Origin of the sequence: Halomonas campaniensis, from assembly GCF_002211105.1 — a bacterium.
In the GTDB taxonomy this organism is placed as follows: Bacteria; Pseudomonadota; Gammaproteobacteria; order Pseudomonadales; family Halomonadaceae; genus Vreelandella; species Vreelandella campaniensis_A.
This window is the reverse complement of sequence record NZ_JPUA01000012.1, coordinates 23,147-48,797: the sequence shown is the minus strand read 5'-3', so window position 1 is coordinate 48,797 and position 25,651 is coordinate 23,147. Positions and strand designations below refer to the sequence as shown.

The following is a 25,651-nucleotide window of genomic DNA, read 5'->3' as shown; positions in this document are numbered from 1 at the left end:
ACTACAAAGGTGAGGCGCTATCCGGCATCAGCCGAGCGCTGTGTATCAGCCATGCCAACGTTTACAGGTATTTAAGCGAAATGGAACAAGATCTAGACGTGACTCTTTTCAATAGTGGCGAATTTGCCACGATGACAAACCTCACTCCTGCTCAAATCCCGCTAAGAACTGCCTAAGCAGAACATCGAGTTGCGCTCGTTGCTCTTCAGTCAGGCCGCTGACCAGCTGCGCCTGGGTTTCCACATGGGCAGCAACGGCTTCATCGATTAACTCAAATCCACATTGAGTAAGAGAGATTAAAAAACCGCGACCATCATTAGGGTTTTTGACCCGCTTTATCAACCCCGCCTTTTCCAGCTGGTTGATACGGTGAGTCATGGTGCCTGAGGTCACCATCGTGGATGTCATTAAATCACCCGGCGATAGCGCGTAGGGCTCCCCCTCTCTACGAAGGGTCGCCAGAACGTCAAAGCTCGCATCAGTCAGACCGTATTTCGCCCAGGTCTTCTCCATTGCGCGCATTAAAGCGTGGTTAAGCCGTTTGACCCGCCCGATGGTACCCATCGGGGCTACTTCAAGGTCAGGCCGCTCCTGCCGCCACTGTTTGAGAATGTTGTCTACATGATCCATAAGCGTATTTTGCGCCTAATTATCTTGACGTCAAGATTAATCGCACATAACTTGATATCAAGACACTTTCGAAACGGTACCAATGAGAACTACGCGAATGACATTATTAAGCACTACCCGCTCCCACTCACGCACAAGAGTTTGGCTTGCCCCACTGGTGTATCTGTTATCCGGTGGTGCCTTACTGGGTCTATCGACTAATTTGGCAAAACTTGCCGGTGACATTCAGCTACCGGCACTCGCTTTTCTGTTTTGGTCAATTTCAGGAGCGGCGCTTATTTTATTGGTTCTCGCGGCCTTCCGCGGCAATCTACCGCCGGTAAACCTCCGCACCGTTGAGTACTACGCTATTTCAGGTCTGCTGGGCGTAGCGGGTGCCAACCTGCTTTTTTTCTCAGCTATCCCCCATGTGGGTGCGGGGTTCGTAGCATTAATCATCACCCTTCCACCGCTACTCACCTACGTCGGCGCATTAGCGTTAAAAATGGAACAGTTTCAGGTGTTGCGCGCAGCGGGGGTAATATCAGCCCTGGCGGGGGCCGTCACCCTAGCTTTCCATAAGCTTTCCGCGCCGGATGCCAATTATCTCTGGATTTTTCTTGCCTTAATCGGCCCCGTTCTGCTGGCTATCGGCAACCTCTACCGAACCTTACGATGGCCAGAAGGCGTCTCCAGCGATGCGCTGGCACCGGGGATGCTTATCGCCGCGGCCATCATTCTACTCAGTGTGGGGTTTCTGCCGGGCTTCTCACTGAACGTTCCGACAGAACGCTCCCTACCGTTCTTGCTAATTACACTCCAGGCGATGGTCTTCGCAGGCCAGTTCTTACTGCTCTTCCTGCTACAGAAAAGTGGCGGCCCGGTGTTTCTAAGCCTGCTGGGTTCCGTTGGCGCCGTGGTAGGCGTTCCGGTCGCCATAGTGTTGCAGGAAGAAACTGCCCCCGAGGGCTTACTGCTAGGCACTCTGTTAATTGGTGCCGGTATTGCCCTGCTCAATATTGGCAAAGCCAAACAAGCGCCTAATAAAACCGCCTAAACGAAGAGAACCACGATCATGGTTAGACGCCCCGTAAAGGGGCTCACCAGTAGCCGTTAAACAGACTTATTTTTACCATTAAAAAATGCGCCGCTGCATGTAGTGAGTATTATCTTCAGTTTTACAAATACGAAACCCCATATGCTCGTATAGCGCTATTGCTGGGTTGATACAAAACACACGTAACCGAAGTAAGTGAATGCCTGCTTGTTTAGCCATTTCCTCCGTGTATCGAATTGCCGTTGTACCCAAGCCTTGGCGCTGCCACTTCTTATCAATTTGTAGTTCACGAATATAGTAGGCATTTTCATCGTGATTGATGCATAGCAGACCCACTCGTGACGAGTTTATGATTAACTCGTAGCTGTCCAACTCCCCCCACTGTTTAGCAAACAGGGCGGTATCCCAGCGCATATCAAGCTGATTGTAGTAGGCTGACATATTCTGAATAATGATGTTTTCCGCGAACGCCTTGTCGTCAGTAGGCCGAATAATAGGCGACATATCTTCCATCCTATAGCTGCGTTCAGACAATTTCTCCAATAAGCGCGTTATTGGCTGCCTCAATTTCATACTGACTAAACACTTGAACGCCATGCTCGCGGAGCAGTGCGGCTGTCACTCCCATACCGGGTACTTTTTTACCAGAGAAACTGCCGTCATAAATAGCAGAGCTTCCACAAGAAGGGCTGAATTCAGCAAGTACTGCGACGCTGATATCGAATTTACGGCACAAGTTCAAAGCAATAGAGGCACCCGCTAAAAAGTCATTGGTTACCTTGGCTCCGCCTTTTTCGATAACATCGAGCTCGCCGTTTAATACGCCCTCACCACTACCTTTAAAAATCTCTGCGGGTGGTCTGGGAATGCTCATTCCCACCTCAACTTCAGGGCATACAGACACGATCCGACCTTCCGAACGCCACCGCTCAACGATCTGATCAGCCACCGCAAGGGCGCCACCATCGTAGCGAACCTTTTTCCCCAACAGGCAGGCACTCATTAATACTTTCTTCAAATCACCGCTCCAATCAATGCGAAACGCCAAGGCATGACCTTGGCGTTTTATCTTACTGCTTAACTTATCCCCTACCCCAACTGAAACGGATAAACCGGGCCAATTTTCAGCAGTTGAGTGAGTTCATCCAGCGCGGTGAGGGACTCTTCTGCCAGCTGTGGATCGGCCAAATCATCCGGGGCCAGCCGGTCGCGATAGTGGCGATTCACCCACGCGGTTAGGTCATCATAGAGCGTAGCGGTGAGCAGCACGCGGCCGGTGAGCGCTGCGCGTTCGGCGTCCGTTAGCACCACGCGCAGGCGCAGGCAGGCGGGGCCGCCGCCGTTGCGCATGCTCTGCTTAACGTCTTTGACGATCACTTCACTGATCGGGTTATTACCTGCTAGCAGGTGATTTTGGATAGTGTTCCATACCGCTTCGCGTTCCTGGCATTCGCCGGGCACTACCAGGGTCATGGTGCCGTCCGGGTTGGAGAGCAGCTGCGAATTGAAAAGATATGATGCCACTGCATCTTCCATACTCACTGCCTCAAGGGGCACCCGCACCGGAATAAGGGGTGTACTCATTTTAGCGCGCAGCGCATCCAGGGTGCCCTCTTCGTTCAGAAAGGCCATTTCGTGGTAGAGCAGCACGGGGCCATTACCTACGGCAATGACATCGTTATGGAAGACGCCCGCGTCGATGGCGTCCGGATGCTGCTGGGCAAACACCGTTTGCGCTTCGGTAAGCCCGTGCTGGCGAGCTACCGCCTGGCTGGCTTCCAGGGTTTGCCGGGCGGGGTAGCGCTGTGGTTCGCGATCGCCGCTACGCACGTCACCAAACGTTTGGCGGCCATATACGAACAGGTGAACGCCTGGTTCGCCATGCTCACCACACAAACGGGTGTGATTGGCCGCACCTTCATCGGAAAAGGCTGGGGTTGCAGGCAGCACCGGATGGTGGGCGAAGTGCTGTTCGTCGCGGAAAATTGCCTGCAGCACGCGGCCAGTGGTTTGCGGCTCCAGGTAGCGGTGAAAGCTGGATTGCAGATTCGCTGGGGTGAAGTGTACCCGGTTATCTGATGCGTCGATGCTGGGGGTAATGGTACCCGCGTTAGCCGTCCACATACTGGAGGCCGAACATACCGCTCGCAGCAACTGTGGGGCTTCAAGAGCGGCGCGAGCCAATACCTCACTGTTGCTACCGCTAAAACCTAAATCGCGCAGTGCGCCAATATCCGGGCGCTGTTGGGGCGGCAGAACGCCCTGGGCGTAGCCCGCGTCCATCAGCGACTTCATCTTAAGCAGCCCCTGCAGCGCGCCCTCTTTGGGGTTGGAGACCAGGCCGCCGTGGCTCATGGAAGCGACGTTGCCCACGGCCAACCCAGAGTAGTTGTGGGTTGGGCCGACCAGGCCGTCAAAATTGACTTCCCTGACGCTACTGATATCGGCGGCACTCATAGACTCACTCCCGGCGGCAGGGTCTCGGGCATCTCCAGGCTGTCAGCTTCCATGGAGGCCACCGGGTAGGCGCAGTAGTCTGCCGCATAAAAAGCACTGGGACGGTGATTGCCGCTGTCACCCACACCACCAAAAGGTGCATCGCCGGATGCGCCGGTGGTTTGGCGATTCCAGTTGACGATTCCGGCGCGAATACGCAGCAGGAAGTCATCCCAATCGGTTCGATCACCGCCAATTAAACCGGCGGAGAGCCCGTAGCGGGTGTTATTGGCAAGCTCAAGCGCTTCATCCCAATCGCGATAGCGGTGGATTTTCAGCAGCGGGCCGAAGTGCTCCTCGTCCGGCACGTCAAGACCGGTCACATCAATCAGCGCGGGACTTAACAGGCTGGTGTTCTCTTCCAGGCGCTTCATACGATTGATCACCGTGCCGCCCATGGTTTCCAACTCTTCTTGGGCTTTCAGCAGGCTATCCGCCGCCGCTACGCTGACCAAACCGCCATAGAACGGCGCAGGATTTTCTTCGAACTGCCCTGCCACGTGTAGCTTGGTGATCGCCTCTGAAAGCGCATCGATCAAGCGATCACCGACGGCCCCTTCCGGCACCATTAAGCGCCGCGCGCAGGTGCAGCGCTGGCCGCCGGAGAGATACGCCGACTGCAGAATGGTCAATACCGCGGCGCGCTCGTCGTCGACATCTTTCACCACCAACGGGTTATTGCCGCCCAGTTCCAGCGCCAGGATTTTATCCAACTGCCCGGCAAACTGTTGATGCAGCATACCGCCCACTTTGGCGCTACCGGTAAACAGTAGACCATCAATATCGGGGTTACCTGCCAGCGCTTGGCCCACCGGCACACCGCCCTGCACCAGATTGATAACGCCTGCGGGAAGCCCAGCTTCCAGCCAGCACTGCAGCGTTAAATCTGCCGTCAGCGGGGTTTGGTCGCTGGGTTTGAAGACCACACAGTTACCCGCCAATAGCGCAGGCACCATATGCCCGTTGGGCAGGTGGCCAGGGAAGTTGTAAGGGCCAAACACCGCCATCACACCATGAGGACGATGACGAAGCACGGCTTTGGCGCTGCCGACTTCTTTTTCCCGCTCACCGGTGCGTTCGTTATACGCTTTTACAGAGAGCGCCACCTTACCCACCATCGCGCCCGCCTCGGTGCGAGCCTCCCAGAGCGGTTTGCCGGTTTCAGAGGCAATCGCCACGGCAAGTTCTTCAGAGCGTGCTTTCAGCACTTCAGCAAATCGCTCGACAAGCGCCTGGCGCTCGGCAAAGGGTGTACGCGCCCAGCCGGGGAAGGCACCACGGGCGGCTTTCACAGCGGCCGTGACCTGTTCTGAGCTAGCCGTCGCTGCTTGCCATAGCGACTTGCCAGAAACGGGGTCGTGCTTGCTCAACGGCTCGGCGTCGCCTGCGACCCAGGCGCCATTGATGAGTTGCTGCTGTTGGGCGTGCATAAAAAACTCTCCTGTAAACGTCGCCTAGGTCTCGAGTAGCCGTAGGGTATCGCCGGCGGCAACGCCTAAGCGCAGCGCTTCTTGTTCGCTCAGCACGATGGTGTTGTCTTCGCTGGGCGCGCGGCCTACCCAACTGGCGGTAAAGTTGAGCATCTGGGTGGTGGCCGCCAGCCAGCGGCTGACACTCTCTTCGCTGGCAGCGGCAGAGATCTCCACCTGGCAGAGCCGTGAGTTGCGGATAGCGCGTACGTCATCAATGTACGCCTCCACCGTTGGGCCACCGTCGAAAATATCGATATAGCCTTCCCAGCGCAGCCCCTCTTTTTTAAGCATCTCCAGCGCCGGGCGGGTGTGACGATGCACCTGGCCAATGCAGGAACGCGCCTCTTCGGCCATAAAGGTGGTGTAAATGGGAAACTTGGGCATCAGCTCGCCAATAAAGCTCTTCTGCCCCAGGCCTGTTAGGCGGTCAGCTTCGCTGAAATCCATAGGGAAGAAGTGTTTGCCCAGGCTCTCCCAGAAGGGACTGGTGTTGTTCTCGTCGAACACACCGCGCATTTCCGCCAGCACTTTATCGGGGAAGCGGTCGCGGAACTGGGCGATAAACAGCCAGCGCGCTTTGGAGAGCAACGCGCCGTTGCGCAAATGTTTGTTGGCTTCGCCGCGGTATTCCGGGCGCAGAAACAGCGAGCACACCTCGGCATCACCGGTATGGTCGGAGCTTAAAAACAGCGTGTCGATAGTGCGGTGAAGGTCCAGCTGTACCGAGGAGTGTGCCAGGGTACCCAGCCGGTAGTTGTAGAACGGCACTTCACGGCCGACTTGGCCCTCTATGGCGCAGCAGCCAGCGAGTTCGCCGCTTACCTCATCTTCCAGCACAAAGAAGTAGAGCCGGTCATCCACCGGGGTGCGCTCTTCAAAGGCACTGGCGGCCGCTTCAATCTTGCCGGCTAGAAACTCGCGGTTATCCGGCAGCGAGGTAAAGCCAACGCCCGCCTGCTGCGCAAGCGCCTGAAGCCCATCCAAATCATCACGGGCAATGGGTCGAATGCGCATTACATTTCTCCTTCATCGAGCGCGTCTACCGCAGTGGGTAGCGTCAGCGGCGCGGCCAATACCGCTCGCCCTTCGGTCACGCCCAGCCGCTCGGCGTGCTCCGCTGAGAGCATCAACTGGCCCGTAGGCGAGAGCGCGTAGCGCGCGACGATACAGCGGAACTCGCCCAGTTTTTGATTGGCGACCAGTGCTGGCTCGGCATCGGGCAACGCGTGTTCAGGACGAATGCGCACCGGGTGCCAGGCGGCACTGCGGAAGGTTTCCAGCCGCTCGCGCTCGGCTTTGACGATCGGCCCGGCGTCAAAAATATCCACATGCCGCGAGCGCACGAAGCCCTCCGCCAGCATCTCCTCCAGCGCCTCTTCGTGGGCCGGGTGTTCCCGGCCAATCGCCGCCCGCGCTTGAGGCGTTAGCAGCGGCAAATAGAGCGGAAACTGGGGCATGACTTCAGCAATAAAACTTTTCGAGCGTACCCCGGCAATATGATTCATATCCTGGAAGCTGCGGGCGAAAAAGTGCCGCCCGACGCTCTCCCAGAACGGTGACTCATTGCGGGCATCCAGATAGCCGGGAAACGCCACCGCCAGAATGCGCGAAAAGCGCTCGGGGTACTGGGCGATAAACATCAGCCGCGCACGGCGCAGCAGGCTCTCCGCACTGGTGCCTTTATAACGCGGGTTAAGCGAAAAGGCGCACAGCAGGGTGGCGTCCGAGACTTCGTGGGAAAGCGCCAACGTCTGAACTTCGCGACGTACATTCAACTGCTGAGAAGCGTGAATCAGCGTTTCCTGGCGGTAGGTGTAGTAAGCCTCATTGGCTCCCGCCTGGGCACGGATAGTGGCCGTACCGAGCACTTCCTCGCGACTATCGTCGGCGAGTACAAACGTATAGTGCTCATCCTCAGGAAACTCGACGTCGCCGTTGAAGGCGTCCTGGGAGCGCGCTATACGCTCCTGGAGCCGTTCGCGATTTGCGGGCAAGTTGGTGAGCCTCGGCACCGCGTGCTCAGCCAGCTGCTCCAGCGCCATCAGGTCAGCCGCTTTAACGGGTCGAACTACCAGCATCCTCGACGCCTCCCCTTCAGTTAACACGATTGACGCAGCCTGTTGCTCTCTCATGCGCTCGCAACTAACCGCTCAATCGCGCGCTCTAAGCGAGCCATGCCTTCGGCGATATCCGCTTCTGGGATGACCAGAGAAGGTGCCATGCGCAGCACGTTCGGCCCGGCAATCAGCGCCATCAAACCCTCTTCAATAGCCAGCGGCAGAATGTCTTTAGCACGGCCCTCATAGGCATCCGACATCTGGGCACCGATCAATAAGCCCATACCGCGAATCTCTTTAAACACGCCGTGCTTACGGTTGATGGTTTCTAAGTGTTCGCGGAACAGATCATGGCGATGCTTAACGCCTTCGAGTACCTCGGGGGTATCGATAAGCTCCACCGCCGCCAGGGCAACAGCTGATGCCAGCGCGTTTCCACCGTAAGTAGAACCGTGGGTGCCCACCACCAGCGATTTGGCCACCGAGTCGATTGCCAACATAGCACCTATGGGGAAACCGCCGCCCAAGGATTTGGCACTGGTAAGAATATCCGGCGTGATACCGTAGTTCTTATAAGCGTAGAGTTCGCCGCTACGACCAACGCCGGTCTGCACCTCATCAAAAATCAGCAGCGCATTGTGCTCGTCGCATAGATCGCGCAGCCCTTGGAGGAATTCTTGGGTGCCCGGCACGATACCGCCCTCGCCCTGCATGGGTTCAACCATAATCGCGCAGGTGTCGTCGCCCACCAGCTTGCGCACGCTTTCTAGGTCGTTGTAATCGGCGTGGAGAATACCGCCCGGCACCGGGCCAAAGCCCTGGGAGTACTTGGGCTGACCACCCACGCTGACAGTGAAGAAGGTGCGGCCGTGGAAGGATTGATAGAACGATATGATTTTATCTTTCTGCTCACCGTAATTATCCACCGCCCAGCGGCGAGCAAGCTTAAGCGCAGCTTCGTTGGCTTCACCGCCGGAAGAGCATAAGAACACCTTATCGGCGAAGGTACGCTCGACCAGCGTCTTGGCCAAATTCAGCGCTGGCTCGTTGGTATACACGTTAGAGAGGTGCCAAAGCTTTTCGCCCTGCTCTTTGAGCGCGTTAACCAGCACCGGATGACAGTGGCCCAGGGAGTTCACCGCAATGCCCCCGGCGAAATCGATATATTCCCGGCCCTGTTGATCCCACAAGCGGCTGCCTTCACCGCGCACTGGAATGACCTGCTGCGGGGAGTAGTTAGGCGTCATGTAGTGGTCGTAATCTTGACGGCTTGGGGTATGGCTCATGGCACGCTATCTCCAGTGGAGGAAAGGAATGAAAACAGTATAAGGGGCCAACCAGCTTAACCGCTTTCAGCAATGGGACGGCAAATTATGAATAGCGGCGCTTAGTGATGCTAGTGGCTACCTTGAAGAACCCTAAAAGAGCCCCATACTTATTAGCAAGCTATGAAGCTATCCGTTGTGTAGCGAGGTATTAATACTCAGGACGAGAGGAGACCAACGTATGCATATTGATCTAAGCGGCAAACGCGCCATTATCACCGGCTCGACGGCAGGCATCGGTTTTGCGATTGCTCAAGGACTCGCCAATGCTGGCGCTCACGTGGTCGTGACAGGACGTACCCAAGCACGAGTTAATGACGCCATCGCCGCGCTTAAAAACGCTACTCCCAATGCGAAGGTAGAGGGTGTAGCGGCTGATCTCGGCACTGCTGAAGGTTGCCGAACGCTTATTAAGCAGCAGCCCAGCGCGGATATCCTGATCAATAACGTAGGCATTTTCGGCCCGCAGGACTTTTTCGATGTAGATGACGCCACGTGGCAGCAATTTTTCGATATTAATATCATGAGCGCGGTGCGGCTTTCCCGCCACTACGCCCAGGGCATGCGCGAGCGCGATTGGGGCCGCATACAGTTCATCTCCAGCGAGTCGGGGATCAACATCCCTAGCGAGATGGTGCATTACGGCATGACCAAATCGGCGTTGCTCTCCGTCTCTCGCGGGCTGGCCAAAGTGCTCAGCGGCACCCAGGTCACCGTGAATGCCATTCTCCCCGGGCCGACCCGTTCAGAAGGCGTGCTCAAGATGATTGGGGAAATGGCAGAGAAAGAGGGCATTTCTCAGCAAGAGATGGAAGAACGCTTCGTGCAGGAGAACCGCCCCTCTTCCATCATCCAGCGCTTGGCGACACCCGAAGAGGTGGCGAGCATGAGCGTTTACGCTGCCTCGCCCCAGGCCAGCGCCACCACCGGCGCGGCATTGCGCGTGGAAGGCGGCATTGTGGATACCTTAACCTAATCCTTTTCTAACCCAGGCGCTCTTCCCGCGGTGTCATGCCGAAATGGTGCCGGTAGGCGGTAGAGAAGTGGGCGCCAGAGGAAAACCCCGTGGCAAAGGCAATATCGCCTACTGGCCGGTCACTCTCTCTAAGCTGCTTGCGGGCTTCCTGCAAGCGCAAATCGAGGTAGTAGCGGCTGGGCACCGCCTGCAGATACTTCTTAAATAGCCGCTCCAACTGACGCCGGGAAATCCCCAGGTGCTCGGCAAGCTCCAGGGTCGAGAGCGGCTCCTCTATATTGGCTTCCATCAGCGTAACAGCCTCCACCAGGCTTTGTGGCGCATGGCCCAGACGGCTGCGCAGCGGCACGTGTTGGCGCTCATCGGCCAAGCGAATGCGATCACAGACAAACTGCTCCGACACCTGCTCCGCCAAACGCGCGCCGTGATGCTGGCCAATCAGCGTAAGCATAAGATCCATGGCCGCGGTACCGCCCGCGCAGGTCAGCCTGTCGCGGTCAATTTCAAACAGCTGTTGAGAAAGGGTTACTTGGGGATAGGCCTGGGAAAACGCTTCAAAACGCTGCCAGGGGAGCGTTGCCCGATAGCCTTCAAGCAACCCACAGCGTGCCAATACCTCTGTGCCACCGGCCAGCCCCCCCAGAGCCACACCGCGCCCCAGGTGTCCTCTCAACCACTCATTCAGCTTAGCGGGCAACGTATAGGGCAGCGGTGTTGGTGCGCATATCAACAGCAGGTCAAGCGGGCCTAATGCGGTACTTAAGGCGTGCTGAGCAATGAGCGAAAGCTGAGCACCGCTGCGCACGGGCTCGTCATTGAGACTTAATGTGACGGTGTGGTAAAGCATCTGCCCACTCAGCTGGTTGGCCATTTGCAGCGGTTCCAGTGCACTGGCGTGGGTCAGTAACGAAAACCCCGGCAACAGCAGAAAGGCCACCCGTCGACGGGGCGGCGCTGCCTGTGAGGCTAACGGGTTAGGCTGCATGATAACTGATTGAGCTGCTTGAAAAGATGCGTGAAACGCTGCATGAAAAACCGCCATCGCCGTAGGTAAACGACCATCTTACCCAATTGCGTAGCGGATGGCAGCGTTATGACCACTGCAGCAAAAACGTGACGCATGAATGCAAATTGCCGGGCGCAAGGCCCGGCAAATAAGAGAGCATGGCTAAGTACTAATTGCCCCGGTTAATAATGCCTAACACGACGATACTGACCACAATCACGCCGAGAATGATCACCACGAGCGGGAGCAGTTTATACAGCCCGTCTGGCCGCTTCTTGGCTTCAGGCTGTAGATGCGGTTTTGAGGTTTCATAATCCTCAGGTATCCGCTCATTGATAATATGCTGCTTCTCTTCTTCCGGGGTTTTGCTTTCCCTAGTATCCATAAACACCTCCAGCGTTCCGGTCGAATTGGGCGGCGCTACCGCCTCTGTGAATGGCTTACAGATTCACGACATCAAACGTCACCTCTGGATTGACGTCGGCATCGTAATCGACATCATCACGCTCAAAGCCAAACAGCTTCAAGAATTCGTGCTTATAACCAGCATAGTCGGTAATTTCGAATAAGTTTTCAGTGGTGACTTCCGGCCAAAGATCCTGACACGCCTTTTGAACGTCATCGCGCAACTCCCAGTCATCCAAACGCAGGCGTCCAACGTCGTCAGTAGTGAACTCGCCGCGTAGCCCCTTGGCCGAGTAGAGCTGCTCGCCGAATAGACGGTTCAACTGATCAATCGTGCCTTCGTGCAGGCCTTGCTCTTTCATAATGCGGTAGACCATGGCGATATACAGCGGCATTACCGGAATCGCAGCACTCGCCTGAGTGACCACCGATTTGAGCACCGCCACATTGGCACCGCCACCGCTCTCTTTCAGCTTGGCATCGATAGCCGCTGCTGCACGGTCAAGGTCTTCTTTGGCTTTACCCAGCGCACCGTGCCAGTAGATCGGCCAGGTGATTTCAGTGCCGATATAGCTAAACGCCACGCTCCGCGCACCTTTAGCAAGCACACCCGCTTGGTCAAGCGCGTCCATCCACAGTTCCCAATCTTCGCCACCCATTACCGTAATGGTGTCGTCGATCTCCTGCTGGGTAGCAGGTTCCACTTCCGCTTCGATAATCGCATCTTTATTGGTATCGATAGCAGTGGCACGGTAGGTTTCGCCAATTGGCTTAAGGCTTGAGCGTTTCACTTCGCCGCTATCCGGCAGTTTGCGAACGGGTGATGCCAGCGAGTAGACCACCAGGTCAATCTCGCCCATGTCCTGCTTGATCAATTCAATGGCTTTTTCCCGCGCTTCATGGGAGAAGGCATCGCCATTAATCGACTTGCTATACAGCCCTTCCTGCTTGGCGAACTTATCGAAAGCGGCACTGTTGTACCAACCCGCGGTGCCCGGCTTTTTGTCGGTGGCGGGCTTTTCAAAGAACACACCCAGGGTGTCGGCGCCGTAGCCAAACGCCGCGGTAATCCGGGCAGCCAAGCCGTAGCCACTTGAAGCCCCAATGACGAGCACTTTTTTTGGGCCAGCCTGCTTATCCAAGCCGCGAGCACGGGTCGCTTCAATCTGTTCGCGAACGTTCTGCTCGCAGCCAATAGGATGCGTAGTGGTACAAATAAAGCCGCGCACTTTGGGTTTAATAATCACATCGAACCTCGTTATCGGATTGATTTCGCTTTTGACATCATAACCAGCGACATCGTTTTGCCATAGTCTGTGCCAAAGTTTTTGGCACAGTATTTGAGATCGTTTTTGCCATGGCAGTGTTATGACTCATAGGGAGTATTCTAGCGGTCTAGCGGCGCCCTGTCCGCTATTAAGCTATTGTCCGCTGAGCTATTATTCTCCCTTGAGCTAACGACGCTTTCGCGTCACGATAGCCATCTATGCATGTATATAGACACTTATTGTAGGCACTTATGTTGTAGGTACTTATGCGGGTGCTTATATCAGCAACGACTTACCAAGAGACGAGCATGAATGCACAGCAGCTAGTAGATGAACGCGGCGACCTTTGGTTAGCGCTAGCCCCGCTGTGGCTGGATCGTGAGCCCAGCGAGCGCGATTACGCGCGTATGGTCGAGGTCATAGAGCGCTACGATATGACCCTTAACGAGCTTGAATGGATGTTCCGCCTGGAAATGGCACCGGTGATGTCTCGTCATCAGCTTTCAATCGCCAGCGAATGGCGACAATTTGACGACTACAAGCTGATGAAACAGTTGGTAAGCCACAACCTGCGGTTGAAAGGCTGGCGGCGCAAAAGTTGGGCGCTTTTTTCAGGGCTAACCACCATGATGGTGCGACACCGCTGGAACGCGCTAATGAATCGCGTGGCCGTTTCTCGGGGCGAAAAAGCCTAGCAACCTCAACGCTATGGATAGCGTTGATCAAGCGCCTCTTCCACTGCCAGGCGTAGTGGTCGCCCGTGGTCGCGCGATCCAAAGCGGGCAATCACCTTGCCATCACGGCCCACCAGGAACTTGGTGAAATTCCACTTGATCAACTGCGTACCCAGCACGCCAGGCGCCTCCCGCTTAAGATGGATAAACAGAGGGTGAGCGTCACGGCCATTGACCTTAACCTTCTCCAGCAATGGAAAACTGACCCCAAACTGCTTTTCGCCAAACTGACAAAACGCTTGGGCGCTTTCCGGTGATTGGCGGCCAAACTGATTACACGGGAAACCGAGTACAGTGAAGCCACGATCCCGATAGCGCTGAAAAAGGGTTTCGAGTTCTCTTAGCTGCGGGGTAAAACCACACTGGCTGGCAACGTTAACCACCAGCAGCACTTGGCCACGCAGCGCACGTAAGTTAAACGGCAGCCCTTGGTGGGTATAGCAGTCATTGTCATAAATTTGCATCACTCAGCCCCACAAAACCCCAAACGGCATAGGTATCACCATGCCACGGCTAGACTTTTTACACCAGCGGCCCGGCAACCACACGCAGTGCCAGTGCGATTAAAAGTACCCCGGTGATGCGGTTAATCCAGTGGGCACGCTGCTGCAGCCAGGGCAGAATCTGCGAGTGAGAAAGCACCACCGCCACCAACACGTACCAGCCCCCGTCAATAATCATCGCCGTTAATACAATGATAGCTTTAGCGGCCCCACTCATCTCCGGGGTCACAAACTGGCTCAGTAGTGCAACAAAGAACAGAATCAGCTTCGGGTTGCCTAATGCCACCAGTACGCCCTCTTTAGCGGCCTGGCTAGGATTAGTGGCGACAGCACTGGGCTCTAAAGCACCGGCTCTACCAGCGCGCAGCGCCTTAATCCCTAACCATGCCAGGTAAGCCGCGCCGAACCAGGTAATCAATTGGAACAGCAGCGGAAAACCGGCGATTAGGGCGCCTAGGCCCCAAACAGTCAGCAGCGCATAGAAGCCCACACCAAAAGCATGGAAGATGGCGGCCGTCACCCCGGTAAAGCGACCGCCGCCTAACGTATGGCGCAACACCAGTGCCAAACTCGGCCCCGGCGACATAGCCCCCATGGCACAAATCGCAGCGAGTGATAGCCAGAGTGTCAACGGCATGCCTGTTTCTCCTTGAAGAGTTGATATTACCCTGAGGGGACTGGCGGTCAGTATACGCTAAGCCAAGCAATGCTTCGGCGAGCGCCTTAAATAACGCTGTTAGCATGGTACGCTGTTGGGTAAAATTTACTCTTTTCGCTCTATGCGATTTATTCGCTCTTTTGAAAACATCCGCCCCGCCGCTCATTGCGCGGGGTATATAGAAAATATAGGTCTAGAAAAAATAGGACGGCAACATGGGTAGGGCTTTTCAGAACCGTAAGGAATCCATGGCCAAAACGGCCGATGCAAAGACCAAGGTCTACAGCAAATATGGACGCGAGATTTACGTTTGCGCCAAAGCGGGCGGCACTGACCCTAATGGCAATCTGGCGCTGCGCGGCTTAATGGAGCGGGCCAAGAAAGACCAGGTGCCCTCTCACGTGATTGATAAAGCGCTCGACAAGGCCAGTGGCGCCGGTGGCGAAGATTTCTCCCCCGCCCGTTACGAAGGCTTCGGCCCCGGCAATGTGATGGTGATTGTCGACTGCCTTACAGACAACCCCAACCGCACCTTTGGCGATGTGCGCGGCTGCTTCACCAAAACCAAGAGCAAAATCGGCACTCCCGGCAGCGTCAGCCACATGTTTGACCACTGTGCCATCTTCTCCTTCGCTGGAAGCGATGAAGAGGCTGTGCTTGAAGCACTGATGGAAGCCGATGTGGATGTCACCGACATTGAGCAAGAGGGCGAGCGCATCACCGTTTTCGCTCCGCACACCGACTATGCCAAAGCCAAGCAGGCGCTGCTGGATACATTCGGTGAGATTGACTTTGAGGCGGACGAGATTCAGTTCCTCCCGCAAACCACCACCCCGGTGGAAGGCGATGACGTAGCGATGTTTGAAAAGTTTCTTGCCATGCTTAATGAGCTGGACGATGTGCAAAACGTCTATCACAGCGGTGAATTGCCCGCAGAGAGTGATAGCTAGTCACCACCTCTTGAGTAAACTGACCCCACCGCGTTGCGGGTATCCAAGGCCGCATCCGGTGGCAACATCGCTGACTGCACACCCGCGGCACTCAGCACTGTTTTGCCGCGTACGGTGAGGTCGGTAATAAATAGAAACTGCTGACGGGGATCCACCGGATAGGCGCGTATGCGGTAGTGAGTGCCCCAGGGCTTCTCCTCAGCCACCACAATGATCGGCTGGTCGAATTTAAGGTAGGCACTGGTCAGCGCTACGTCACGCAGCGCTTTCCGCACCCAGCCTGCCTCGTGCTCAGGGTGAAGATAAAAGCTCGCTACGCACTGCAGGCTGGTACCGCCGTTGTTGGCATTATAAACGGCGTGATCCCACAGCTTTAAATGCGGTACATAGACCAAATCATCGTCGGGGGTTTGGATGTCAACAGTGCGTAAGCCCACGTGTTTGACTTCGCCGTAGGTATCTTCAATTTGAACCCAGTCGCCGGGTCGATAAGGGAGCTCTACCGCCGAAACAACGCCCGCTATTAAGCTGCTCACGTAATCTTTCATGGCAAAGCCAATGGCTAAGCCCAGTGCACCCAACAGGGTCACCATATTGCGCAGCGACGGCTCAATAATAATCGGTACGATGATGGCAAGTGCAGTAATCAATATCAGCAAGCGCGTCATCGGCACCAGAGCAAAAATACGAAAGCGAACTTGACCATGCATTCGGTTGCCGATCCAGCTCAGCCCCCGTTGGCTGACAATAATCAGTACGATGGCTGATAGCAGCACCACCCCAAGGGTAATCAGCGCTTGGCTATCGATATCGTTAAACAGTCGCGCATATTTCTGCTGTTCTTCCATGGGTCGCCCTCCACGGGCCTGTCACTTATAGCGGGTCTGCTTAGAGAGGATCCACTAGATAGTTTCGCGACTCTAGTAACTGCCGAACGCTCGCGTAGCTTAAAGGTGCAATCTGCCAACGTCCTTCACAGCTTGAAACAATGCCTTTGCGCTGCAGGGCTAGACGGGCATTGAGTGCTTCATGGTGTGAGAACGGCAGCACTTCTCCCAAAGAGTCGTCATCCAGACCGCCATGAACCATTAGCGCATGTAGCACCAGCGTGGCGATATCCCCGGTATCAACGGCAAGCTCCGCCTCTGCTAGGGCATCCACTAGCCACAGGGCCTCGTCATCACCTGCTTTTGGCTCACGAAGCCGCTCGCGCCAATAGTGCCAAGCAAGACCTATATGGCCGCGGCAGTGAGCCGCTAAGCGCTGCAGTTCTTTATTAGGCGCCTTACTCTTTTGATTAGATGCTGAGTCGAACAATACCTGCTTATCGGTTCGCGTGCTGTAAACAGGCGGTGGCTCCCCCGAATGGGTCGCAATTTGTGCAAAATAGCGTGCCAGTTGCTCGCCTTCCATGGATTGAAGGGTAAATACCGGCGCCCCATCAATACCGATTACATGTTGAAGGAAAGCGTAGGTACAGCTGTCACAACCAATCACTCCTTTGCCCAAACGTCCACTTAAAGCACGCTCAAGAAACTCCCGAACGCCCTGAATACCCTGGGTGTGGCGTAAAAAATAGCGTTCCAGAGCGGGAATGGCCCATTCTCGTTGATTGACACACTGCTCTACCCACTGAGTACTACCCTCAGCTATTTCGCTAAGCGTGGGCGGCGCTAAGCAGGCAACCTGATGCGTTTCAGCCCAATGAGTTACCACCGAAGCATGGCCGCTGTAGGGCGTGGTAATAAAGAACGTTACCGGCGCATCCTGGCCTTCTAGCTGCTGCCCCAATGCACTCGCCGCGGGAGCCCAATCAATAGGCGGCACTAAATGCGCTAGCCGCACCTCAGGTAGCGCACGCAGCTCGCTTTCGTCTTTCACCTGCTGCTCAGTGCTGTTTTTGCCCCCCAACCACGTTGAGATTGAACGTAACGAACGTCGCCACTGGCTCGCCTGGGTCTGCTCGGGGGTACGAAATTGATCTAGTTCCACGACCTCCCAAAGCGGCGTATCCACCCACGATGGTTGCTCCCCCATGACTATTTCCCTTTTGGCTAGCGGTAGACATCAACCTTAGCACGGCGCGCCCAACAGCTGATCTCCAATACGAACTTATGGTCTAAAATAAAGTCTTTACAAGCAGTAGTTAGCGCACTTAACGGACTATTTTTTATTGCGAAAGCAATAGCAGAAGCTAAAAGGAGAAAGCGATGAGTGTTGTCCCCGTTAGCGAAGCAGAGCTGCACGCCAAGCTTGAGAAGTGTATTGCCGGTGAACGGCTGCTGATTGAGCATGAAGGCAATCGCTTTAGTGCCAGAATCCAGCACGTTGGATTGATGGGCGTGAAGGTGATACCTGAAACCGAGATTAAGAACAGCCAGCGCACACCGGGTGACGTTGAAGGCGTCATGGTGCCCTACGACGAGATACTGGAGCTTGAAGTAAAGGGCGTGGTCTACAGCCGTTTACCAGAATAGTCTGCGCTTGCACGCCCGGCAAATACGCAAGGCGTGCAAACTGTTTGTCTATGACTCACTTCCTCGAAAGTAAGCCAACTGTTTTAAAACGTCAGACAGATTTTGCCGAAGTGCTGGCCAGACTCCTGATGGCGGAAAGCGTCGGCGATCTCGGCAAGCGGGAATTCGCGGTCAATGACCGGATGCATATCAAGGGTTTCAAGGGCGCGAATCATCTCTATTTGCTGGCGACGACTGCCCACAATCAAGCCCTTCAAGTTCGCCTGTTTGGCCATTAACTTGGCCGTAGGCAGCTCACCTTCACGGCCGGTGAGTATGCCAATCAGGGCGATGTGCCCGCCGATTTTAATCGCATCAAAGGATTGTGGCAGCGTACCAGGGCCGCCCACTTCGACGATATGATCAACGCCTTCGCCGTTGGTGAGCTCTTTGACACGCTTACCCCAATCAGGCGTCTCTTTGTAGTTGATGGTGTGCTCGGCGCCCATCTCGCGCAGCCGCGCCAGCTTTTCGTTCGATGATGAGGTCGCGATGACCCGCGCGCCCATCAGGCGGGCAAACTGCAGGGCAAAAATCGATACCCCACCAGTGCCCAGCACCAGCACGCTATCCCCCGCTTTGATACCGCCATCGACGACGAGCGCACGCCAAGCGGTTAAGCCAGCGGTGGTTAAGGTAGCGGACTCTGCGTGGCTATAGCCCTTGGGCTGATGAGTAAACCACTCGACCGGGCGCACCACCTGCTCACGCGCGTAGCCATCCACTCCGTCGCCCGGCGTGGTGCGAAAATCGCCCACTCTCGCCGGGCCTTCCAGCCAGTGCGGGAAGAAGGTTGAGACCACTCGGTCGCCAACGGCGAATTCGCTGACACCTTCGCCGACCGCTTCCACCACCCCCGCGCCGTCCGACATGGGAATGCGGTTTTGCTCTGTCGGGATCATCCCGGCAACCACTGCGTAGTCGTGGAAATTCAAGGAACTTGCATGAAGGCGTACTTTAATTTCGCCAGGGCCAGGCTCACCTGGGGCCGCTAGTTCAACGACCTCTAGCTTGTCTAAACCGCCGGGCTCTCGAAGCTGAATGGCTTGCATCACTACCTCCTATTGAACGCATGTCGTTAAAAAAACGACTGGTCTATTTTGAGATGAGGGCACTCTCTTCGAGATCAAGGTCGTGACCTAAAAAACCACCCGACTGACGCTGCCAAAGGCTGGCATAGATACCCCCTTTCGCCAATAGCTCCTGGTGCGAGCCGGTTTCGACGATACGGCCCTCATCCACCACAATCAGCCGGTCGAGCATGGCAATGGTGGAAAGCCGATGAGCAATGGCAATCACTGTTTTGCCTTCCATCAAGGTATCCAGCTGTTCTTGAATGGCGGCTTCCACTTCTGAGTCCAGCGCGGAGGTGGCCTCGTCCAGCACCAGAATCGGGGCATTTTTGAGTAGCACCCGAGCAATCGCAATCCGCTGGCGCTGGCCGCCGGAAAGCTTCACACCGCGCTCGCCCACATGAGCATCCAACCCGCGGCGCCCTTTCGGGTCGACCAGATCATTGATAAAGGTGTCCGCATGGGCGCGGCACACTGCGTTCCAAACGTCTTCGTCGCTGGCGTGGGGGCTGCCGTAACGGATGTTGTCACGCAGCGAGCGGTGTAGCAGCGACGTGTCCTGGGTGACCATGCCAATCTGGTGGCGCAGGGAGGTTTGGGTCACCTCGGCAATGTTCTGCCCATCGATCAAAATCCGCCCACCTTGCACGTCGTAAAAACGCAGCAGCAGATTGGCGAGAGTCGATTTACCCGCGCCTGAACGGCCGATCAGACCGATTTTCTCGCCGGGCTTGATGGTCAGACTTAGTCCATCAAAGACGTTTTTACTCTCCCCTTTCGCCTGGGCGTATTGAAAGCGCAGCGCGTCAAACACAATTTCGCCATGGGGAACCTGAAGCGCTTTAGCATTGGGCGCATCGTGGATCGTGGGCTTCTGAGCGATGGTGTTCATGCCATCCTGGACGGTGCCGATATTTTCAAACAGCCCGGCGACTTCCCACAAGATCCAGTCAGACATAAAGCGGATGCGCATCACCAGCGCGATAGCAATCGCCAGCACGCCTAGCGAAATCGCCTCCGTGTACCAGGCGCTGATCGCCATGGCCGCAGTGCCCACCAACAGCGCCGTATTCAGCAGCGTCAACCCCACGCTCATGATCGTCACCAAGCGCATTTGGCGGTGAACGGTGACCATAAAGCCTTCCATGGCATCCTTGGCGTAGCCTTGTTCCCGCTCAGTATCTGCAAACAGCTTAATAGTTTGGATATTGCTGTAGCTGTCCACCACCCGGCCCGTCATCTGGGCGCGGGCGTCCGCCTGAGCCATGGAGACATCCCGCAAGCGCGGTACGAAGTAGCGCATGATCCCCAAATAACCCACTAACCACAGCCCCAGCGGGATCAGCAGTAGTAGATCTGCCCGGCCCAGCAAATAGGCCGCGCCGGTGAAGTAGACGATGGCATAAACCAGCAGATCCATCACCTTGGTAACGGTCTCGCGGATCGCCAGTGCCGTTTGCATCACCTTTTGCGACACCCGCCCGGCAAACTCGTCCTGATAAAATGCCAAGCTCTGGCTCAGCATATGGCGGTGGGATAACCAGCGGCCAATCATTGGGTAGTTACCGAAAATACTCTGATGAGTGACAAGTGACTGCATCAGCACCAAGAGTGGCAAACCGATCAGTAGCAGCAACCCCAGGCCAGCAAGCCAGAGGCCGTTATCCGCCCAAAAGCCTGCCCGTTCAACGTTGCCCAGCCAATCGACCAGTTGGCCCATGTAGCTAAAAAAAACCACTTCCGCTGCCGACACTAGCGCTGTAAACAGCGTCATAAGCAGTAACAGCGGCAACATCGGCCGTGAGAAGTGCACAATAAAGGGCATTAACCCTTTGGGCGGCGTTTCCACCTTACCTTCTGGATAGGGGTTAACCCGCGTTTCAAAGTAACGAAATAACGGCTGTAAAACACGCGATAGCATGAGGCTTCCTTACGTTACTGGCGTTGGTATTAACGGTCTTTAATTTGTTATGTGTAAGTGTGCAGAGGGTAGATGTCGTTAAAATGTCATGAAGGATGGGAGTGGCGCAGCAGCCAACGCGCCCAGAACGGTGCAATAATCATCAGCGTCACCATACGCAACAGGTGATGAAAGGCGACAAATACCGGATCAATATTTAACGCCACGGCCAAAATGGCCATTTCGCCAATACCGCCCGGTGCCAGCGCCAGTAGCGCCACATCCCGCCCGACACCTAGCAACTGATGAATTAGCTCGGCAAATAGCGCCAGCACAAGCAACGCTAACAGTGTCGCCACGCCAGACTGGCATAAATAGCGCCCAAAGAGCTGACGTGTCATACCCTGAAAGCGCGAACCAATGGCGCTACCCAGCACCCACAGCATCAGGTTCATTCCCCACTCCGGTAGTGCAAGGCTGGCAATATCAACACCGGATAATAGAGCAGCGACCAGCAGTGGCGCCAGTAAAGCGGGGCTAGGAATGCGCAGCCATCGGCCCAGAGGCAACAGTAACGGGATCATCAGTAGCATCCAGCCATGTTCCAAGCCACTTTGTACAGGGCCGATGCCCTCGCCACCACCCTCATAGGCCCAAAACAGCGGCGGCAACACCAGAATCACTAAAATGATCCGCAGCGACTGCGCCACTGCGATACGCTGGGGGTCGCCGCCGCACTTTTCACCCAGCAGGATCATCGCCGTCATAGCACCAGGCGAGGCACCAAACCAAGCGCTAACCGGATCAAACCCGCAACGCCGATACCAGGCAGCAGCCACCGCGGTGGAAGCGGCCACTCCCAGCAGCAATAGCGCGGCAGAAACAGGCCAATCCAGCACACGATGCGCCAACTGCGGCGTGACCTGGCTACCCAGCACCAGGCCCATGACGGCTAAAAAGACATTACGTAGAGGCTCGGGTACCGAGACCTTAACACCTTGTGAAGAGGCCAGCAGGTTAGCAATCAGCGGGCCCAGCATCCAGGCCAGGGGCAAACCGGTGAGTTGGAACAGCGTGCCACCCGCGGCGCCAACGATTAGCGACACTGACAGCGCTTTAGCGCTCCCTGCATTCGGAATGATGCCCTTCACACTGCCTCCCTATATCTCACCACTCAGCCCCCTGAGATAATAATTAACCTGCTAAGAGCATCGTAGTTTACCACTGAACCAGCAACTTGGGCTTTAGGGTGGCGGAGACGGGCCGCTTCTATGGTTGGGAGCGGCTTTTAGCCGTGATCCTGAATTAACTTTTCTTGTCATGCTAACGGTATCCGTTAGCCCTCCAGCAAGCGTATAATACCCACCGCCAGTAATGGCGAACTTTCTCAGGGCGGGGTGTAAGTCCCCACCGGTGGTAATGCCATATCTTAATAGATGCGGACAAGCCCACGAGCGCTCAGCCAAAGGGTGTACCCGACAGTTGAGGACAGCAGATTCGGTGAGATCCCGAAGCCGACGGTCATAGTCCGGATAAAAGAGAAGGTTTCCTAGTGATATTACCCGTAGCGTTCCAACGCATGCGGGTGCTGTGCTATTGGATGCCTCATGCCCTGGTTCTGGTAAACAATCCATCAAGGATAACCATGAATCAGACCCAACCTTCTTCATCCCCTCGCGTTGCCTTTATCGAAGCGTCTTGGCACCACGATATTGTTACTCAGGCCAGAACAGCCTTTCTTGCTCAACTTACCGGCGAGCATGGCTTTTCAGCGGACCAAGTCGAGATATTCCAAGTCGCAGGGGCTTACGAAATCCCGCTTCAAGCGAAACTGCTCGCCAAAACTGGCCGTTACAGCGCCATTGTGGGGGCAGGCTTTGTCATTGATGGCGGTATCTATCGGCATGAATTTGTTGCTCAAGCGGTCATTGAAGGCATGATGCAAGCGCAACTGGAAACCGAAATCCCCATTCTTTCGGTTGTGCTAACGCCTCATCATTTTCATGAACACAGCACCCACCATGATTTTTTCTTTGATCATTTCCGTGCCAAAGGCAAGGAAGCGGCTGAAGCGTTGGTCATGACCCTGGAAAATCATCGAAGGATTCAAGGGCTACGGTAGGTCACTTCCTAACCTCTGGATACGCTTAGGTAGCGGGCAGTTTAAATGATTGCTCGCTACCGGGCTCAATCAAGACGTTTTTGAAGCCTGATCGCCATTTAGGATACTTGCCGAACAGCAGTACTTACTCGGCAAACATGCCTGCCCCCTCGGCTTTCGGAAAGCTACGCATCGTCTGCTGATTCCACGTCTCAAAGTGATCGTGCATTGCTTGACGCGCGAGCTCCCTGTCACGGGTTTTGACGGCAGCGACAATCGCAATATGCGTCTCGTTAGTTTTCTTGTGTGCTTCTTTAGATTGCCGTGCCAAAATCCTGCGCTGATGAAGCACTTTTTTCAGTACCGATGATAACCCTTGGAAAATAATCAATACGGCAGGATTTTTGGCCATAATGGCCAAAAGCTCATGGAATTCATAATCCGCCTGGATGCCTTCAAGAACATCGGATGACGTCACGATTTTTTCGCAGAGTAACTCAAGCCTTTTCAGCTCATGGGGCTGATGGTTAACCGCGGCAGCCTGCACGATCTCTTTTTCAAACATCTCACGTGCCGTTTCAAGATGATCGACGGAGATGTAGTTGAGCTTAAGCGCCAGCTCAAAATAGAGCTGGATAAAAACAGGCTCGGGCATTTTAAGAAAAGTACCACTCCCCTGCTTGCGTTCGATGAAACCAAGACTTTGCAATAAAGAAAGGACGTTCCTAACCGACGAACGATGCATATCAAAATGCTCACACAGCGCTCTTTCGGCCGGGAGTTTTAACCGGCCATCTTTAGACAGTTCGGAGACCGACACAAACTCCTTAAGTCTATCCAAAAGATTCGGATCGATCTGACTCATAACATCATCCAAGCGCCACCCCTATACCGTATCGTAAGTATAGGGGCAGCTTAGCATAATCAATGAATGTGCATACCGCCGTTAACATCCAGGGTGGCCCCTGTAATGTAGCTGGAAAGGTCACTCGCCAAGAACAGGAAGGCCTTGGCTACATCTTCAGGAGTGCCCATCCGTGCCAACGGGATGCCCTCTAAAATCTTGGCTTTCATCTGGTCGTCCAGCTTGCCAGCGGTAATATCGGTAGCAATTAATCCCGGCGTGACGGAGTTAATACGAATACCAAAAGCACCAAGCTCGCGTGCCATAGCCTTGCCCAGCCCTAACATACCTGCCTTGGCAGCACTGTAGTGCGGGCCCCCAAAGATACCGCCACCCCGCTGCGCAGAAACCGAAGAGGTATTAATAATTGAGCCTGACTTCGCCGTTTTCATATGTGGCACGACAGCCTGAGACATATAGAGCATGCCCCGGAGGTTGACGTCCAGAATGCGATCATAGTCTTCGGGTAAGATCTCTTCGAACTTCACTGGCTGAGTAATACCAGCGTTATTGATGAGCACATCAATGCGGCCAAATTTATCCGTGACTGCCTTCGCTAAATTGAAGCAATCATCACGGTTCGCTACGTTTCCAACCACTACTAGCGAGCGCTCAGGGTCAAACTCGCTGCGCACCTGATCGCAAGCCTGCTGATTGATATCGGAAATGACGATTGAAGCTCCGTTTTCATAGAAGAGCTTCGCGGTTCTCAAGCCAATGCCTTTCTCACCTGCCGCGCCTGTGACGATACAAACCTTGTCTTTAAGTAGCATAACGTTCTCCTTTTATTGATTTGTCGTAAATTGTTTGTCAAGAGACTCCAGCTTCATAAGAGAGCGGGAAATACGCCACTCGATGACATCGAGTGACAGTGGTTGCTCATCGCGCCAAGGTTGAGCATTGGCATCGCGATGAAGGCGGAATGGAAGCTCGAGTGAAAACGGCTTATTCTGGCGAAGAAGCTCCTCCGCTAGCGCAGTGTCATTCACATCCCCTGCTCCCAATGGAACGAAATCGATACCATCCTCGCGGCGCACACAGGGTTTAAGATGAAAATGGTCGGCAACATTCATCGCCGCACGGGCATCTTCAAGCGGTTCTCGAGCGGGGCAGTGGGCTAACAGATTGCCGATATCGTAATTAATACCGAAGGCCTGAGCGTCCAGCTGTTTAAGCAAGCCCGGCGCGTCACTGGCATGGTCGAGTAAGTTGGGAACGCCGTTGCCGGGATTCTCAAGCAGAATGCGCACACCATAGTTGTGAGCAATTGCAGCCAGGGTATCGGCCTGGGCAAAGAAGGTGCCTGCGCGCTCGCGCGTGGCAGCGTTAGTAATTACACAGGAGGCCCCTAACGACGCAGCAAAACGACAGCGTGCTTCAAGCCTGGCGACTGCGTTTTCAATGCCCAAATCAATATGGCCGGAAAAATAGCGGCACTGCTGGCCAAGGCGCTGCATTTCACTTTTTAGCTCAGCTGCGAAAGCATCAGTAAAATCGCTGTCGGTAAAGGCCTCTACATAACCATCGATAAAGGCAAACTCCACATTCCTTATGCCACACCGCGCTAGCGATGGCAGAATCACATCAAAATCATAGCCGTCGTAAGCCGCGGTACTGACAGATATAAAACTGGGCATAGTG

At 55.2% G+C, this 25,651-nt stretch carries 27 protein-coding genes and 1 riboswitch; of the genes, 6 read left to right on the top strand and 21 right to left on the bottom strand.

Annotated features, from left to right (window positions below):
- Positions 1-141 precede the first annotated feature (141 nt).
- Complete coding sequence (locus JI62_RS05320; RefSeq protein ID WP_088699164.1) at positions 142-630, bottom strand: MarR family winged helix-turn-helix transcriptional regulator; 489 nt, start codon at positions 628-630, stop codon at positions 142-144.
- 97 nt (positions 631-727) lie between these two features.
- Here JI62_RS05320 and JI62_RS05315 point away from each other — a divergent pair, with 97 nt between their 5' ends.
- Complete coding sequence (locus JI62_RS05315) at positions 728-1,666, top strand: DMT family transporter (protein WP_088699163.1); 939 nt, start codon at positions 728-730, stop codon at positions 1,664-1,666.
- 78 nt (positions 1,667-1,744) lie between these two features.
- Here JI62_RS05315 and JI62_RS05310 read toward each other — a convergent pair whose 3' ends face one another.
- The 7 genes from JI62_RS05310 to JI62_RS05280 form a co-directional block, all read right to left on the bottom strand.
- Positions 1,745-2,170, bottom strand: coding sequence for a GNAT family N-acetyltransferase (locus tag JI62_RS05310; RefSeq protein ID WP_088699162.1), 426 nt, complete (start codon positions 2,168-2,170; stop codon positions 1,745-1,747).
- Positions 2,171-2,192: 22 nt separating this feature from the next.
- Positions 2,193-2,669, bottom strand: a complete 477-nt coding sequence (locus tag JI62_RS05305) for a DUF523 domain-containing protein (RefSeq protein WP_088699161.1) — start codon at positions 2,667-2,669, stop codon at positions 2,193-2,195.
- Between the two features lie 86 nt (positions 2,670-2,755).
- Positions 2,756-4,123: an N-succinylarginine dihydrolase gene (astB, locus tag JI62_RS05300; RefSeq protein ID WP_088699160.1), complete on the bottom strand. Its 1,368-nt coding sequence runs from the start codon at positions 4,121-4,123 to the stop codon at positions 2,756-2,758.
- Positions 4,120-5,592, bottom strand: a complete 1,473-nt coding sequence (gene astD, locus JI62_RS05295) for a succinylglutamate-semialdehyde dehydrogenase (protein WP_088699159.1) — start codon at positions 5,590-5,592, stop codon at positions 4,120-4,122. Before astD ends, astB begins: the two co-directional genes overlap by 4 nt.
- Before the next feature lie 24 nt (positions 5,593-5,616).
- The gene (astA, locus tag JI62_RS05290; protein ID WP_088699158.1) at positions 5,617-6,648 is read right to left on the bottom strand and encodes an arginine N-succinyltransferase; all 1,032 of its coding nucleotides are present in this window, start codon (positions 6,646-6,648) and stop codon (positions 5,617-5,619) included.
- On the bottom strand, positions 6,648-7,712 hold the full coding sequence (locus tag JI62_RS05285; RefSeq protein ID WP_088699157.1) for an arginine N-succinyltransferase: 1,065 nt from the start codon (positions 7,710-7,712) through the stop codon (positions 6,648-6,650). The genes astA and JI62_RS05285 overlap by 1 nt, the downstream gene beginning before the upstream one ends.
- A 50-nt stretch (positions 7,713-7,762) precedes the next feature.
- The gene (locus JI62_RS05280) at positions 7,763-8,977 is read right to left on the bottom strand and encodes an aspartate aminotransferase family protein (protein WP_088699156.1); all 1,215 of its coding nucleotides are present in this window, start codon (positions 8,975-8,977) and stop codon (positions 7,763-7,765) included.
- A gap of 220 nt (positions 8,978-9,197) precedes the next feature.
- Between JI62_RS05280 and JI62_RS05275 the strand changes: the two genes are divergently transcribed.
- Positions 9,198-9,992 carry an SDR family NAD(P)-dependent oxidoreductase gene (locus JI62_RS05275; RefSeq protein ID WP_088699155.1) on the top strand — a complete coding sequence of 265 codons (795 nt, stop codon included), beginning with the start codon at positions 9,198-9,200 and terminating at the stop codon, positions 9,990-9,992.
- A gap of 7 nt (positions 9,993-9,999) precedes the next feature.
- Here JI62_RS05275 and JI62_RS05270 read toward each other — a convergent pair whose 3' ends face one another.
- The 3 genes from JI62_RS05270 to fabV form a co-directional block, all read right to left on the bottom strand.
- On the bottom strand, positions 10,000-10,977 hold the full coding sequence (locus JI62_RS05270) for a GlxA family transcriptional regulator (RefSeq protein ID WP_170938481.1): 978 nt from the start codon (positions 10,975-10,977) through the stop codon (positions 10,000-10,002).
- Positions 10,978-11,167: 190 nt separating this feature from the next.
- Positions 11,168-11,383, bottom strand: coding sequence for a hypothetical protein (locus JI62_RS05265; protein WP_035584784.1), 216 nt, complete (start codon positions 11,381-11,383; stop codon positions 11,168-11,170).
- A gap of 55 nt (positions 11,384-11,438) precedes the next feature.
- A complete protein-coding gene (gene fabV, locus JI62_RS05260; RefSeq protein WP_088699154.1) occupies positions 11,439-12,650 on the bottom strand; it encodes an enoyl-ACP reductase FabV in 1,212 nt (403 codons plus the stop codon).
- A 329-nt stretch (positions 12,651-12,979) separates the two neighbouring features.
- On the opposite strand from fabV, the gene JI62_RS05255 reads away from it, so the two are divergent.
- Positions 12,980-13,366: a DUF7079 family protein gene (locus JI62_RS05255; protein WP_088699153.1), complete on the top strand. Its 387-nt coding sequence runs from the start codon at positions 12,980-12,982 to the stop codon at positions 13,364-13,366.
- Positions 13,367-13,377: 11 nt separating this feature from the next.
- On the opposite strand, the gene JI62_RS05250 is transcribed toward JI62_RS05255, so the two are convergent.
- Together JI62_RS05250 and JI62_RS05245 are read right to left on the bottom strand one after the other, a co-directional pair.
- Positions 13,378-13,869 (bottom strand): glutathione peroxidase, encoded by a 492-nt coding sequence (locus JI62_RS05250; RefSeq protein WP_088699152.1) that lies wholly within the window; start codon positions 13,867-13,869, stop codon positions 13,378-13,380.
- A 58-nt stretch (positions 13,870-13,927) separates the two neighbouring features.
- Positions 13,928-14,545, bottom strand: a complete 618-nt coding sequence (locus JI62_RS05245; protein ID WP_088699151.1) for a LysE family translocator — start codon at positions 14,543-14,545, stop codon at positions 13,928-13,930.
- Between the two features lie 236 nt (positions 14,546-14,781).
- Between JI62_RS05245 and JI62_RS05240 the strand changes: the two genes are divergently transcribed.
- Positions 14,782-15,516: a YebC/PmpR family DNA-binding transcriptional regulator gene (locus JI62_RS05240; protein ID WP_088699150.1), complete on the top strand. Its 735-nt coding sequence runs from the start codon at positions 14,782-14,784 to the stop codon at positions 15,514-15,516.
- On the opposite strand, the gene JI62_RS05235 is transcribed toward JI62_RS05240, so the two are convergent.
- Positions 15,513-16,364 (bottom strand): mechanosensitive ion channel family protein, encoded by an 852-nt coding sequence (locus tag JI62_RS05235; protein WP_088699149.1) that lies wholly within the window; start codon positions 16,362-16,364, stop codon positions 15,513-15,515. The genes JI62_RS05240 and JI62_RS05235 overlap by 4 nt on opposite strands.
- A 40-nt stretch (positions 16,365-16,404) precedes the next feature.
- Entirely contained in the window at positions 16,405-17,553 is a 1,149-nt protein-coding gene (locus JI62_RS05230; protein ID WP_088699148.1) for a hypothetical protein, read from the bottom strand.
- A gap of 173 nt (positions 17,554-17,726) precedes the next feature.
- On the opposite strand from JI62_RS05230, the gene JI62_RS05225 reads away from it, so the two are divergent.
- Positions 17,727-17,993 carry a hypothetical protein gene (locus JI62_RS05225; RefSeq protein ID WP_088699147.1) on the top strand — a complete coding sequence of 89 codons (267 nt, stop codon included), beginning with the start codon at positions 17,727-17,729 and terminating at the stop codon, positions 17,991-17,993.
- 83 nt (positions 17,994-18,076) lie between these two features.
- Here the strand turns inward: JI62_RS05225 and JI62_RS05220 are convergent, their stop codons facing one another.
- The 3 genes from JI62_RS05220 to JI62_RS05210 all read right to left on the bottom strand — a co-directional run bounded on the left by JI62_RS05220 (position 18,077) and on the right by JI62_RS05210 (position 22,156).
- Positions 18,077-19,084, bottom strand: a complete 1,008-nt coding sequence (locus JI62_RS05220; protein WP_088699146.1) for a zinc-dependent alcohol dehydrogenase family protein — start codon at positions 19,082-19,084, stop codon at positions 18,077-18,079.
- A gap of 43 nt (positions 19,085-19,127) precedes the next feature.
- Positions 19,128-21,026, bottom strand: a complete 1,899-nt coding sequence (locus JI62_RS05215; protein ID WP_088699145.1) for an ABC transporter ATP-binding protein — start codon at positions 21,024-21,026, stop codon at positions 19,128-19,130.
- A gap of 86 nt (positions 21,027-21,112) precedes the next feature.
- Complete coding sequence (locus JI62_RS05210; RefSeq protein ID WP_088699144.1) at positions 21,113-22,156, bottom strand: AbrB family transcriptional regulator; 1,044 nt, start codon at positions 22,154-22,156, stop codon at positions 21,113-21,115.
- Between the two features lie 228 nt (positions 22,157-22,384).
- Positions 22,385-22,553, top strand: a riboswitch (FMN riboswitch).
- Between the two features lie 97 nt (positions 22,554-22,650).
- Here JI62_RS05210 and JI62_RS05205 point away from each other — a divergent pair.
- Positions 22,651-23,127, top strand: coding sequence for a 6,7-dimethyl-8-ribityllumazine synthase (locus JI62_RS05205; protein WP_088699143.1), 477 nt, complete (start codon positions 22,651-22,653; stop codon positions 23,125-23,127).
- A 124-nt stretch (positions 23,128-23,251) separates the two neighbouring features.
- Here JI62_RS05205 and JI62_RS05200 read toward each other — a convergent pair whose 3' ends face one another.
- Genes JI62_RS05200 through JI62_RS05190 form a run of 3 tightly spaced genes read right to left on the bottom strand, consistent with a single transcriptional unit; the run spans position 23,252 to position 25,647 of the window.
- Positions 23,252-23,971 (bottom strand): FadR/GntR family transcriptional regulator, encoded by a 720-nt coding sequence (locus tag JI62_RS05200; RefSeq protein ID WP_088699142.1) that lies wholly within the window; start codon positions 23,969-23,971, stop codon positions 23,252-23,254.
- 59 nt (positions 23,972-24,030) lie between these two features.
- Positions 24,031-24,783 carry an SDR family NAD(P)-dependent oxidoreductase gene (locus JI62_RS05195; protein WP_088699141.1) on the bottom strand — a complete coding sequence of 251 codons (753 nt, stop codon included), beginning with the start codon at positions 24,781-24,783 and terminating at the stop codon, positions 24,031-24,033.
- Positions 24,784-24,795: 12 nt separating this feature from the next.
- Complete coding sequence (locus JI62_RS05190) at positions 24,796-25,647, bottom strand: sugar phosphate isomerase/epimerase family protein (RefSeq protein WP_088699140.1); 852 nt, start codon at positions 25,645-25,647, stop codon at positions 24,796-24,798.
- Between the last annotated feature and the right edge of the window lie 4 nt (positions 25,648-25,651).